The organism is Chitinophaga sp. CB10 (genome assembly GCA_001870995.2).
Lineage (GTDB): Bacteria > Bacteroidota > Bacteroidia > Chitinophagales > Chitinophagaceae > Chitinophaga.
Map to the genome: position 1 here is coordinate 241,352 of MLAV02000003.1, position 12,346 is coordinate 253,697.

General features: G+C 48.7%; 9 protein-coding genes and 1 tRNA gene. 6 read left to right on the plus strand and 4 right to left on the minus strand.

Annotated elements, in window-relative coordinates; all coding sequences use genetic code 11:
- Positions 1–37: 37 nt before the first annotated feature.
- Complete coding sequence (locus BOC67_RS06445; RefSeq protein WP_291908449.1) at positions 38–709, plus strand: carbonic anhydrase family protein; 672 nt, start codon at positions 38–40, stop codon at positions 707–709.
- 136 nt (positions 710–845) lie between these two features.
- Here the strand turns inward: BOC67_RS06445 and BOC67_RS06450 are convergent, their stop codons facing one another.
- Genes BOC67_RS06450 through BOC67_RS06460 form a run of 3 tightly spaced genes read right to left on the minus strand, consistent with a single transcriptional unit; the run spans position 846 to position 4,056 of the window.
- Positions 846–1,979, minus strand: a complete 1,134-nt coding sequence (locus BOC67_RS06450) for a methionine aminotransferase (RefSeq protein WP_291908450.1) — start codon at positions 1,977–1,979, stop codon at positions 846–848.
- Positions 1,980–1,988: 9 nt separating this feature from the next.
- Positions 1,989–3,080, minus strand: a complete 1,092-nt coding sequence (locus BOC67_RS06455) for a mannose-1-phosphate guanylyltransferase (protein WP_291908452.1) — start codon at positions 3,078–3,080, stop codon at positions 1,989–1,991.
- A 1-nt stretch (position 3,081) separates the two neighbouring features.
- A complete protein-coding gene (locus BOC67_RS06460; RefSeq protein ID WP_291908453.1) occupies positions 3,082–4,056 on the minus strand; it encodes a KpsF/GutQ family sugar-phosphate isomerase in 975 nt (324 codons plus the stop codon).
- A gap of 162 nt (positions 4,057–4,218) precedes the next feature.
- Here BOC67_RS06460 and recQ point away from each other — a divergent pair, with 162 nt between their 5' ends.
- The 3 genes from recQ to BOC67_RS06475 all read left to right on the plus strand — a co-directional run bounded on the left by recQ (position 4,219) and on the right by BOC67_RS06475 (position 7,378).
- A complete protein-coding gene (gene recQ, locus BOC67_RS06465) occupies positions 4,219–6,417 on the plus strand; it encodes a DNA helicase RecQ (protein ID WP_291908454.1) in 2,199 nt (732 codons plus the stop codon).
- A 34-nt stretch (positions 6,418–6,451) separates the two neighbouring features.
- Positions 6,452–7,219, plus strand: coding sequence for a DUF3050 domain-containing protein (locus tag BOC67_RS06470; RefSeq protein WP_291908455.1), 768 nt, complete (start codon positions 6,452–6,454; stop codon positions 7,217–7,219).
- An 83-nt stretch (positions 7,220–7,302) separates the two neighbouring features.
- Positions 7,303–7,378 (plus strand) — tRNA-Phe (locus BOC67_RS06475).
- A 446-nt stretch (positions 7,379–7,824) separates the two neighbouring features.
- On the opposite strand, the gene BOC67_RS06480 is transcribed toward BOC67_RS06475, so the two are convergent.
- Positions 7,825–8,373 (minus strand): hypothetical protein, encoded by a 549-nt coding sequence (locus tag BOC67_RS06480; protein ID WP_291908456.1) that lies wholly within the window; start codon positions 8,371–8,373, stop codon positions 7,825–7,827.
- 213 nt (positions 8,374–8,586) lie between these two features.
- Here BOC67_RS06480 and BOC67_RS06485 point away from each other — a divergent pair, with 213 nt between their 5' ends.
- Together BOC67_RS06485 and cls are read left to right on the plus strand one after the other, a co-directional pair.
- Positions 8,587–10,731: an alpha-galactosidase gene (locus BOC67_RS06485; RefSeq protein WP_291908457.1), complete on the plus strand. Its 2,145-nt coding sequence runs from the start codon at positions 8,587–8,589 to the stop codon at positions 10,729–10,731.
- 136 nt (positions 10,732–10,867) lie between these two features.
- Positions 10,868–12,346, plus strand: a complete 1,479-nt coding sequence (cls, locus tag BOC67_RS06490) for a cardiolipin synthase (protein WP_291908458.1) — start codon at positions 10,868–10,870, stop codon at positions 12,344–12,346.

Consider the following 12,346-nt stretch of genomic DNA (forward strand, 5'->3'; position numbering starts at 1 on the left):
TCATTCATTATTAACTAACAGATTAAACGTGAAAAAAATGAAAACACTCAATAAAGAAGCACAGGCAAAAATTACTCCGCAACAGGCACTGGAATTACTCAAAGCCGGTAACCTCCGTTTTGTGGAAAACCTGCGTATCAACCGTAACCTGCTGCAGATGATGAATGAAACTTCCAACGGCCAGTGGCCGATGGCGGCAATCGTAAGCTGCATGGACTCCCGCACATCCGCGGAGCTGATCTTCGATCAGGGCCTGGGCGATATCTTCAGTATCCGCCTGGCAGGTAACGTTATCTCTGAAAATGTGCTGGGCAGCCTGGAATATGCCTGCAAGGTAGCAGGCTCCAAATTCATCGTAGTGCTGGGCCACACCAAATGCGGCGCTATCAAGGGCGCCTGCGATGCGGTGGAACTGGGTAACCTGACCGCTTTGCTGGGTAAAATCACCCCGGCAGTATTTGCCGTAAAGGACGTGAAGGGAGAAAGGAATTCCCACAACCCTGAATTCGTGGAAGCTGTTTCCAGGATTCACGTGGAGCGTTCCGTACAGGCTATCATGGAACAAAGCGTTATCCTGCGCGAAATGATCCTCAAAGGTGAAATCGGTATTATCGGTGCTTCCTATGATGTGGAAACCGGCCTGGTGAACTTTATGGATCATACCCTGATCCTGGAAGGAAAACTTGAAAATGAAGCAGTAGCGGTATAATCCACACTGCCTTTTATATCCAGGGAATGTCTGTGTTCAAATAAGAAAGGAGGCGTTATTAACCGGTCCGGATAATCTTTTTAGGGGTGATTGTCCGGTAGGTTATTAACAGCCTCCTTTTCGTTTTATAATCAGTTTAGATCTTTGCCAAACGCGCTGCGGCAGCTTCCAGGGTTTCGTTCTTTTTTGCAAAGCAGAATCTTACCACATGGTCGTCCTTGCCGTTTTCATAAAAGGCGGATACCGGAATAGCGGCCACGCCAAACTCGCGGGTAATGCGTGTGGCGAATGCTTTATCTCCTTCATCAGATATCCTGTCGTACTTCATCAGCTGGAAGTAGCTGCCCTGGCTGGGTAACGGCGTAAAACGCGTGTCGCGCATCAACGCCAGGAAGTAATCTCTTTTCTGTTGGTAGAACGCCGGTAATTCCAGGTAGTGGGCAGGCGTTTCCAAAAACCTGGCGAGCCCGTACTGCATCGGTGTATTGACTGAAAAGCAAAGATACTGGTGCACTTTCCTGTACTCCTGCATCAGATGCGGGGGCGCAATGCAATACCCCATTTTCCAGCCCGTGTTATGAAACACTTTGCCGAAGGAGAACGTCACGAAACTATTGCGGAAGATATTCGGATAACGCAGGATACTGTGGTGTAAGGCGCCGTCATAAACCAGGTGTTCATATACTTCGTCCGATAAAACAAGCAGGTCAAATTCAGCGACGAGTTTTTCCAGTTCGGCAATATCGTTTTCCTGTAATATGCTGCCGGTAGGATTATGGGGCGTATTCACCATAATCATGCGGGTTTTAGGCGTGATCTTACGCCGTACCTCTTCCCAGTTGATGCGGTAATCCGGGAAGGAAAGCGGGATCAATACCGGCTTTCCGCCATTAACCAGCACGTTGGGAATATAGCTGTCGTACGCAGGTTCAAAGATGATCACTTCATCACCCGGACGGATATACGCAGCAATAGCGGTGAAGATCGCGTAAGTGCCACCGGGAGTAATGGTAATCTCCGTTTCCGGATCTATCTTTTGCTGGTAGAGGCGTTCTACTTTCGCGGCAATGGCATTGCGCAGTTGCAGGAGGCCGGGCATGGGCGCATATTGGTTATGGCCCTGTTGCATGGCTTCGTTTACAAATGCTTTCAGCTCCTCGCTGCAGTCAAAATCAGGAAACCCCTGTGAGAGGTTGATGGCTTTGTGTTCCGCGGCCAGGGCCGACATGACGGAAAAGATGGTGGTGCCTACGTTGGGCAGCTTAGACATAGTATGCGCTTATAAATACTTTTCGCCTTTGTTTCTTTTGATTTCTGCCACATATTCCTTGATCTGCTGCTCGTGATCCTTTTTAGCGATCAGCAACACATCCGGCGTATCGATCACGATCATTTCATCCAGGCCTTGCAGCAATACCAGCTTTTCGTTAGGGACCTTAACCATACATTTGGTAGCGTCGATTACGACAACATTCTTTCCCTGTACGGCGTTGCCAAGGTAGTCCTTCTCAATATTCTCATAGGCGGAAGCCCATGTGCCGAGGTCGCTCCAGCCAAAGTTGGAAGGGATGACATATACGTTATCCGCTTTCTCCATGATACCGTAATCTATGGAGATGTTGGTGCATTGCGGATAAACTTTTTCTATGGCTTCTTTTTCTTCTGCGGTGTTGAGATAAGGGATACTTGCCTCAAAAAGTTCATCTATTTCAGGCAGGTATTTCTTAAATGCAGCGAGAATGGTTTTTACATTCCAGAGAAAGATGCCGGCATTCCAGAGGAAATCCCCGCTTTGAATGAATGTTTTAGCCAGTTCCAGGTTAGGCTTTTCGGTGAAAGTTTTTACCTGGTACACATCGTCGGCCACCTGCTGCGGCTCGTACTGGATATAGCCGTAGCCGGTGTCAGGGCGGGTAGGCTTGATACCAAGCGTGAGCAGGGCGCTGTGCTTTTGCACAAACAGCAATGCGTTCAGGCAGGCGTTGGTAAAGGCCGTGGAATCCATGATCAGGTGATCAGCGGGCGCGCAGATGATATTGGCCTCGGGGTCCTGTTTATTTATTTTATGGGAGATATAGGCCACACAGGGTGCGGTATTCTTCCGGGAAGGCTCGCTTACAATATTGTCTACCGGCAGTTCAGGTAATTGCTCTGCTACTTTGCCGGTATATTGATGGTGCGTAACTACATAAATATTTCCTTTCGGAATAAATTGGGCAAACCGCTCATAAGTCCACTGCAACAGCGTTTTCCCCGTATTGAGGATGTCGAGGAACTGCTTGGGATTATCAGTGCGACTATGGGGCCAAAAACGACTTCCAATGCCACCTGCCATTATTGCCACGTAAAAGTGGCTGTTTAGTTGTGTCATTTTATATAATTCCTTCTCTGATTAAATCATGTAAATGTATGATACCACAGTACCTGTCGCCATCCATGGCCAGCAGCTGGGTGATATCATGGTTGCGCATCATTTCCAGGGCGTTGATGGCCAGTTCATCCTGTTGAATGGTTTTAGGATTCCTGGACATAATATCCTGTGCGGTAACGGCTTCAGTGTGTACATTTTTCTCCAGCATTCTCCGCAAATCCCCATCGGTAATGATACCGCAGAGCTTTCCGTCGTTATCCAGCACGGCCGTTACGCCCAGCATTTTGGAAGAAATCTCTACTATCACATCTCTTAAAGAGCTGGTTAACAGCACCTTAGGCGCTTCGTGCAATTTGCACAGGTCCTGCACCTTGAGATACAGTTTTTTTCCTAATGCTCCACCCGGGTGGAATTTGGCAAAATCAGAAGCGGTAAAACCGTGCCATTCGATCAGGCATACTGCCAGGGCATCGCCCATGACCAGCTGTGCGGTAGTGCTGGTGGTAGGCGCCAGGTTATTGGGGCAGGCTTCCTGGGCAACGGTGGTATTCAGCACATAATCTGCTTCCGTAGCCAGGAAAGAACTGGTGTTGCCCACCATGGCAATCAATACGTTACCAAAATTTTTTACAAGCGGGACGAGTACTTTTATTTCGGCGGAAGTGCCGCTTTTGGAGATACAGAGTACGATATCCTCCTGGCGGATCATGCCAAGGTCCCCGTGAATGGCGTCCGCAGCGTGCATAAAGAGCGCCGGGGTGCCCGTCGAGTTGAGGGTTGCAACTATTTTTTGGCCAATAATTGCGCTTTTTCCGATACCTGTTACCACCAGGCGACCGGTGCAGTTGGCAATCAATTCCACCACCTTTTCAAAATCTGCATCTATAAACTGCTGCAAATCATTGATAGCTGATGCTTCCACTGCTATTGTGCGTTTGGCAACCTGACCTATATCTATAGTTAAATTCCTTTTCATGACGATTTACAAATTTATCATTTTTTACCCAGCGAGGGAACTCTACTTATTTAATATTGCCCGTCCGCACTTTTTTAAGTAACTTCGTGTCCCCTAAAAAACATATAAACTAAATTTGTCATTTGTTAGTTCTTTAGAGTTTACCGTATAAAATGAAATGCAATGGCTGTTGTTAAGGAAAGTTTGATGGATGCATTACGCGAACATTTCGGGTTCGATTCCTTTAAAGGAAATCAGGAAATCATAATAAAAAGCATCCTGTCTGGCAAAGATACATTTGTGATCATGCCAACCGGTGGAGGTAAGTCGTTATGTTACCAGTTACCGGCTCTGATGAGTCCCGGTTGCGCACTCATTGTTTCTCCCCTTATCGCTTTAATGAAAAACCAGGTAGACCTGGTTCGTGGTTATAGCAGTAAGGATAACGTGGCGCATTTTCTAAACTCAACCCTTTCCAAGGCCCAGATCAAGAAAGTACGGACCGACCTGCTTTCCGGTAAAACCAAGATGCTGTATGTGGCGCCGGAAACGCTTACCAAACAGGAAAATCTGGACTTTTTCAGGGACCTGCAGATCTCATTCATCGCGGTGGATGAAGCGCATTGTATATCTGAATGGGGGCATGACTTCAGACCGGAATACCGCCGCCTGAAGGAAATGATCGAACAGATATCCGATAAGCTGCCTATTATAGCGCTTACCGCTACTGCCACACCTAAAGTGCAGAGTGATATTGTAAAAAACCTCGGTCTTAAATCACCGAACATTTATATTTCTTCCTTTAACCGTCCTAACCTCTACTATGAGATCCGGCAGAAAAAGAAGAAAGACGCTACCATCAAGGAAATTGTAAAATACATCCACCAGCATAAGGGTAAGAGCGGTATCATTTACACCCTGAACCGCAAAACCACGGAAGAACTGGCCGATATGCTGGTCGCCAATAACATCAAGGCGGTTGCTTATCATGCCGGCCTGGACCCTGCAACCAGGGCGCAGCGCCAGGATATGTTCCTGCACGAGGACGTGGAGGTAATTGTTGCCACCATTGCTTTCGGTATGGGTATCGATAAGCCGGATGTTCGTTTTGTGATCCACTACAACATCCCGAAGAGCCTGGAAAACTATTACCAGGAAACGGGGCGCGCCGGCCGCGATGGCCTCGAAGGCAACTGCATCTGCTTCTACTCCCACCAGGATGTGCAGAAGCTGGAACACCTCATGCGCGATAAGCCGCTGAGCGAGCGCGAAATGGGCGCACAGCTGATCAACGAAACCGTGGCCTACGCTGAAAGCGCCGTATGCCGCCGCAAAGTGATCCTGCACTACTTTGGTGAACAATACGACACCGAAAACTGCGGCCAGTGCGATAACTGCCGTAATCCTAAGGAGAAGATCGAAGTGAAAAACCGCGTTGTGATTGCTTTAAAAGCTATCCAGGCGCTGGAAGAACGCTTCGGCACCGAATACGTGGTAAACATTATCACCGGTAAAACCAGTCCGCAGATTACCACCTATCGCCATGATCAGCTGGAAATCTTCGGGGAAGGAAAAGAATTTGACGCGCACTTCTGGAACTCCCTCCTGCGCCAGATGATGCTGGAAGGACTGATTGAGAAGGATATTGAAGAGTATGGCCTGCTGAAAGTAACAGACAAAGGCAAGAAATTCCTGAAGAAGCCTTATTCCATCATGGTGGCGCTCAATCACCAGTTCGACGACGAGCACGGGGAAGACGAAGAAGAAGCGACTGCGCAGCAGGCTTCCGCAGACCCGGTTCTTTTCGAACTGCTGAAAGACCTCCGCAAGAAAGTAGCAAAAGAAAGAAATCTCCCGCCATTTGTGATCTTCCTGGAAACCTCCCTGGAAGACATGGCTACCCAATATCCTACCACCGTTCAGGAACTGGAAAAAATCCAGGGCGTGAGCAAGGGTAAAGCGATGCGCTACGGAAAGAAATTCGTTGACGTTATCGCCAAATACGTAGAAGAAAACGATATCACCAAACCGGATGATTTCGTCATGAAAAGCGTGGTGAATAAAAGCGGCCTGAAAGTATTTATCATTCAGAACATCGATAAAAAGATCCCGCTGGAAACCATTGCCAAAAATAAAGAGCTGACTATTCCGAAACTGCTGGATGAGATGGAAACCATCGTGGCCAGCGGTACCAAACTGAATGTGGATTATTGCCTGGACGAAGAGCTGGACGATTATGCACAGGACGAGATCATGGAATACTTCAAAGGCTGTGAAACTTCCAGTCTGGCACTCGCCCGCGAGGAGCTGATTGAAAGCGATTACACCCTGGAACAGCTGAAACTGATGCGTATTAAATTCCTGGTAGAGTACGGGAACTAATAGCCTGGTAAAAGGGCAACATCTAAACCTTCTTATGAGCATACAACAAATTCAGGAAACCATAGCTCCTGCCCGTGCGCAGGTAGTTACTCACCCCCTTTATGCGCAATTGCAGACACTGGATGATGTGCGCACGTTCATGCAATACCATGTATTTGCAGTATGGGATTTCATGTCGCTGCTGAAAGGCCTGCAGCAACAACTCACCTGTGTGGACGTGCCCTGGGTGCCGAAAGGCAGCGCAGCCACCCGTTACCTCATCAATGAAATCGTTACCGGTGAGGAAAGCGACGTGGACATGGATGGCAACCGCTGCAGCCACTTCGAGCTGTACGAAAAAGCGATGGAGCAGGCCGGTGCGGATACCGCGCCCATAAAGGGCTTAATCCGCGCTATACAGGCCGGCAAAAGCATTAAAGACAGTATTGCAGAGGCGGAACTGCCTGAAGGCGTGAAAGGTTTTCTCCGCTTTACGTTTGATGTCATCGCTTCCAGGAAGCCGCATATAATGGCTGCCGTCTTTACTTTCGGCAGGGAGGACCTGATCCCGGATATGTTTTATGCATTGGTAAAAGACCTGGATCAAAAGTTCCCCGGTAAGCTCAGCACTTTTATTTATTACCTGGAAAGACATATCGAAGTAGACGGTGATCATCACAGTCAATTAGCGATGCAAATGGTGCAGGAACTTTGCGGCGGCGATGCGCAGCTATGGAATGAAGCTGCTCAATACGCGCAGCAGTCGCTGATTTGGAGGCATCAGTTATGGTCTGCCATTCTCGATGAAAAAGTTTTTTTATAACTTTTTGAAAAAAAATTTTGCGAAATCAATTTTTATTGTACTTTTGCAATCCCATCACACGAGATGGACACAAAAAAAATGATGGTGCGGTAGCTCAGTTGGTAGAGCAAAGGACTGAAAATCCTTGTGTCGGCGGTTCGATCCCGCCTCACACCACCAGAAAAGGTCATCGAAAGATGGCCTTTTTCGTTTTCCGGAAGTGGCAATGCGTTAGTGTGGAATTTTCAATATACGGCAGGTGGTGGAGATGAGTTGTTGTTTGGCCGGGGCATTGATCCGTGCAGGGCTATTTCTTTCCCCCTAAAAAAAAATTTAACTCCCTTTATTTAAACAGCACAGTAGCGGCGCAGGATGGGCCAACAAATAACCGGTTTTCGCAGGCCTGTTGGCGTGCGTGTTATTCGCTATAACAGCCGCCGCCTATCCTAAACTCATCACACAATACTCCCCCGCCTCCCGGTTCACACCTGGAAGTCATGGTCCTCCACCGCCGGCGCTCTTAAACCTGTCCACGCCAGCAGACCAAAAGCGCCCGATAAATAAAACATTTCCACCTCCCGGATATACGTTATACCCGGGCAGAAAAATAACCGCCTGTAAGCCTCCTAATGCGTTTTCTGTGCGTCCCCCGACGGCAGCAACAACACCTTCCTGATCTCCTCCCGCAACTCCTCCGCCCGCTGCTCCAACCGCACCCTCGACCCCATCACCAAAGTGTCGTTCACATGCATCGCCCCCTGCTTTATCAGCGCCTGCAATGCCTGTAATGCCTCCTCCCCCAATACCTCCCTGTTCACAAAATTGCTTCGCGTTACCAGGTAATGAATATCCAGACCCGCCCGGTTTAACTCGCGGATAATGTCGTCAATCGCGTGCGATCCCTCCCGGTACAATACCAGGTTAACCACCAGGTGTACCGGCTTGCCGCCATGGCGCCGCAGGAAACGCCGCAGCTCCTTCAGATAAGCCCCCGTTGATAACCTGTAGTTATGCACATTCAACACCGCAAACAGCTCCTCCCCAAAGCCCCGGCACCGGATAGGCCCTTTAAAAGGGAAAAAACTGGATCGTTGGAAAATTCTGTGTGCTGTATCATATACGCCACTATGCGGCATACTTATCAACGCAAATAGCTTTTGCTGGGTAACAAACATGTTTTAAAGGTTGATTTTCGCAATTAACACCTTCTGAAAAAGCAAATTGTTTACTACTTGTTAACAAACTCTTCTTTTATACAAAAAGTAGATTTTTCATAGATTTTCTTAATTCTCACCGGGATTATGATAATAATCTATCAGCAATTCACCTACCGGCTGCTTTTATTTGTATTTTGTACGCTTATAATCTCCCGTTAGAAAAAAATACACATGAAGAAACTACTCATCCTGGTGCTGATACTGATTTCAGGCAGCAGCTTTGCACAACGACAACTCATACGCATTGCCACCCGCAACATGAGCCTGCTCTATTCCACGAACAACCAGGGCCGGCTGATCCAACAATACCTCGGTGCTAAACTGCAACCCGAAAACGCCGATACACTTAACCGCTCCGGCCAGGAAGCATATGTAACCGCCGGACTCGAAAGCTTGCTGGAACCCGCCATCCGCATGGTGCACAACGATGGCAATCCATCCCTGGAACTCCGCTACGTTTCCCATAACGTCACCAAACAGGACGATAACGTTACGCATACCACCATCTCCCTGAAAGATCCCGTATATCCGGTAGACGTTATACTCCACTTTGAAAGCTTTTATAACGAAGACGTAGTGAAAGCCTGGACGGAAATCAAACACCAGGAAAAGAAAGCCCTGCGCATGACCGATTACTCCAGCGCCATGCTGCATTTCAACGCAGAAAAATATTACCTCACCCAATTCCATGGCGACTGGGCCAGCGAAGCGAAAATGGAAGAACAACCGCTTACCCCCGGCATGAAAATACTGGACAGTAAGCTCGGCAGCCGCGCAAACATGTACATGTCCCCCATGTTCCTGCTCTCCTTCGATAAAGCCGTTACAGAAAACAGCGGCGAAGTACTCGCCGGTACCCTCGCATGGACGGGCAACTTCCGCTTCGCCTTTGAAGTAGACCAGCTCAACGCCTTGCATATCAACGCCGGCATCAACCCTTACGCCTCCGACTACCTCCTGCAGCCTAAAGAAGTATTCACCACGCCGGCATTCATCTTCACCTGGTCCGGTACCGGGAAAGGCGCTGCCAGCCGCAACTTCCACCACTGGGCAATTAAATACGGCATCCTGGACGGGCAAACGCCGCGCCTCACGCTGCTCAACAACTGGGAAGCTACCGGTATGGACTTCAACCAGGAACGACTCACGGAATTATTCGGCGGCGCCGCCAAACTGGGCGTGGATCTCTTCCTCCTGGACGATGGCTGGTTTGCCAATAAATACCCGCGCAATGCGGACAATGCCGGCCTCGGCGACTGGGAGCCCAACAAAACCAAACTTCCTGACGGACTTGGCTACCTGGTGAAAGCCGCGGAAAAACAAGGCGTGAAATTCGGTATCTGGCTGGAACCGGAAATGGTGAACCCCAAGAGCGAACTTTACAGCAAGCATCCGGACTGGATCCTGCGCCTGCCTAACCGCAGCGAACATTACTACCGCAACCAGCTCGTGCTGGACCTTACCAACCCTGCCGTACAGGACTTTGTATTCGGCATTGTAGATAAAACGCTGTCCGATAATCCCGGCATCGCCTATATCAAATGGGACTGCAACCGCATGATGACGAATACCTACAGCCCTTACCTGAAAGAAAATCAGTCCCAGCTGTTTGTGGATTTCGTACGCGGCTTCTATAAAGTAATGGACCGCGTAAGGGCTAAATACCCGCATCTGCCAATCATGCTTTGCTCCGGTGGCGGCGGCCGCACGGATTACGGCGCTATGAAATACTTTACCGAATTCTGGCCAAGCGATAACACGGACGGCCTCGAGCGCATCTATATCCAATACGGCTACAGCCACTTCTTCCCTTCCATCACCATGGCCGCACACGTGACCAACTGGGGCAAACAATCCCTGAAATTCAGAACGGACGTGGCTATGATGGGCAAGCTGGGGTACGATATCAAAGTGGATGCATTCACGGATAAAGAAATGCAGTTCAGCCAGGAAGCCGTAAAAACGTATAACCGTTTACGTGATATCATCTGGTACGGCGACCTCTATCGCATCATTTCCCCGTACGATGAGGATAGGGCCGTATTCCAGTACGTAGCGCCGGACAAGAAGAAAGCCGTCGTATTTAACTACCTCATGAATGTGCGCCGCAAAGAAATTTTCGCCAATGTGAAATTACAGGGCCTCGACCCTAAACAACAATATACCGTGAAGGAAATTAACCTCTTCCCGGGTACCGGCAGCAGCCTGAAACTGAACCAGTCCTACAGCGGGGATTTCCTGATGAACGTAGGCTTAAACCTCGTTCCGCGCGCCACCGCACTTACCAGTAATGTGCTGGAAGTAACCGCCCTCTAACGGTGAAGCGTACACTGAAGCAAACATCCCGGCCCGCTGGACCGGGATGTTTGCGTATATAGCGCCCATACAACATAACCAGCGCGAAACTGTTATAAATAATGGGTTTTGTATCTTCATAGCCTATAAAAAATATATGCAGCAACTTTATTCTTTCATCTACGGATTTAACTGGCATCCATATCTGAAGCTGGGAAGCACTATTTTACTTACCCTCTCCCTCGTGGGTGTGGTGTTTACTATTCTGCTGGAAAACAGGAACCCCGTTAAAGCAATTGCATATATCCTGCTGCTGGTGTTTGTGCCGGTATTGGGGCTGATCATTTATTACTATCTCGGCCGCGATTTCCGGAAGAAAAGGCGCTTTACGCTCAAGGGCAGTAAAGATGAAGTGTTGTTCGAAAGTTACATGCACTCCCAACGGGCGGAATTGCAGCGTATGCAGTTTGAGCTCCGGCAGGAACAGGGCAAGAAGCAGGAATTGTCCGCAATGCTGCTGAATACAAAACAGTCCATTCTCACCAAAAACAATGAAATAAAAGTACTCGTAAACGGAGAGGAAAAATTCCCGGAAGTATTTACTGCCCTGCGTGCCGCCAAACATCATATCCACATTGAATATTACATCATAACGGACGATGAGGTAGGCAGGGAGCTTCAGGACATCCTGCTGGAAAAACTGCAGCAAGGCGTGATCGTTCGCCTGATTTATGATGATATGGGCTCCAATCATATCGGTAAGATTCCGAAAATATTGAAGGAACATGGCGCCGAAGTGTACGTCTTCTCCCCTGTCCTCATCAACTTTTATGTAAACGCCAACTACCGCAATCACCGGAAAATTATTGTGGTGGACGGCACTACCGGCTTCGTGGGCGGTATCAACCTGGACGACCGTTATCTCAACAATGGCAAGCATCAGCTGTTTTGGAGAGATACGCATTTAAAAATTGTAGGAGATGCCGTAAACATGCTACAGCTGCAGTTTTTGATGAGTTACCGCTATGTGAGCAAAAAGGTATTTTCATTTGAATATCCGTATTTCCAACGCTCCGTCATGCGGGATACCTGCTTTACGGATATTGTGGCCAGTGCCCCGGATTCCGACTGGCCCATGTCTATGAACACCATTGTAATGGCGATCAATCTCGCGCAAAGGCGCATCCGCATTACGAATCCGTATTTTATCCCTACCGATCAGATTCTATCGGCGCTGCAACTGGCCGCCCTGGCCGGCAAGCAGGTGGAGCTGATCCTGCCTTACAAGGGGGATTCCTTCATTGTGCAACACGCGGCGTTATCGTATATGAAACCCTTGCTGGAAGCGGGTGTTAAGGTATATTTTTATACAAGGGGATTTATCCATGCAAAGACGATGGTGATAGATGATAATCTTTCGTGGGTGAGTTCTGTCAACCTGGACAACAGGAGCTTTTACCTGAATTGTGAAATCGGCGCCCTGATCTATGACGAAGCCGTGGCAGCTAAATTGAATCGCGTGTTCGACGAGGATCTGCTGTATGCCTCGCCTGTCCAGGAAACGCGCTGGAACAGAAGAAATACCATGAAACGCTTCCTGGACAGTACGTGCAGACTGTTGGCGCCGCTACTCTAG

What these genes read in the sequence shown, in the direction of transcription:
- BOC67_RS06445 (WP_291908449.1), top strand. Translation starts at nt 38, where the DNA reads ATGAAAACACTCAATAAAGAAGCACAGGCAAAAATTACTCCGCAACAG.
- BOC67_RS06450 (WP_291908450.1), bottom strand. Translation starts at nt 1,979, where the DNA reads ATGTCTAAGCTGCCCAACGTAGGCACCACCATCTTTTCCGTCATGTCG.
- BOC67_RS06455 (WP_291908452.1), bottom strand. Translation starts at nt 3,080, where the DNA reads ATGACACAACTAAACAGCCACTTTTACGTGGCAATAATGGCAGGTGGC.
- BOC67_RS06460 (WP_291908453.1), bottom strand. Translation starts at nt 4,056, where the DNA reads ATGAAAAGGAATTTAACTATAGATATAGGTCAGGTTGCCAAACGCACA.
- recQ (WP_291908454.1), top strand. Translation starts at nt 4,219, where the DNA reads ATGGCTGTTGTTAAGGAAAGTTTGATGGATGCATTACGCGAACATTTC.
- BOC67_RS06470 (WP_291908455.1), top strand. Translation starts at nt 6,452, where the DNA reads ATGAGCATACAACAAATTCAGGAAACCATAGCTCCTGCCCGTGCGCAG.
- BOC67_RS06480 (WP_291908456.1), bottom strand. Translation starts at nt 8,373, where the DNA reads ATGTTTGTTACCCAGCAAAAGCTATTTGCGTTGATAAGTATGCCGCAT.
- BOC67_RS06485 (WP_291908457.1), top strand. Translation starts at nt 8,587, where the DNA reads ATGAAGAAACTACTCATCCTGGTGCTGATACTGATTTCAGGCAGCAGC.
- cls (WP_291908458.1), top strand. Translation starts at nt 10,868, where the DNA reads ATGCAGCAACTTTATTCTTTCATCTACGGATTTAACTGGCATCCATAT.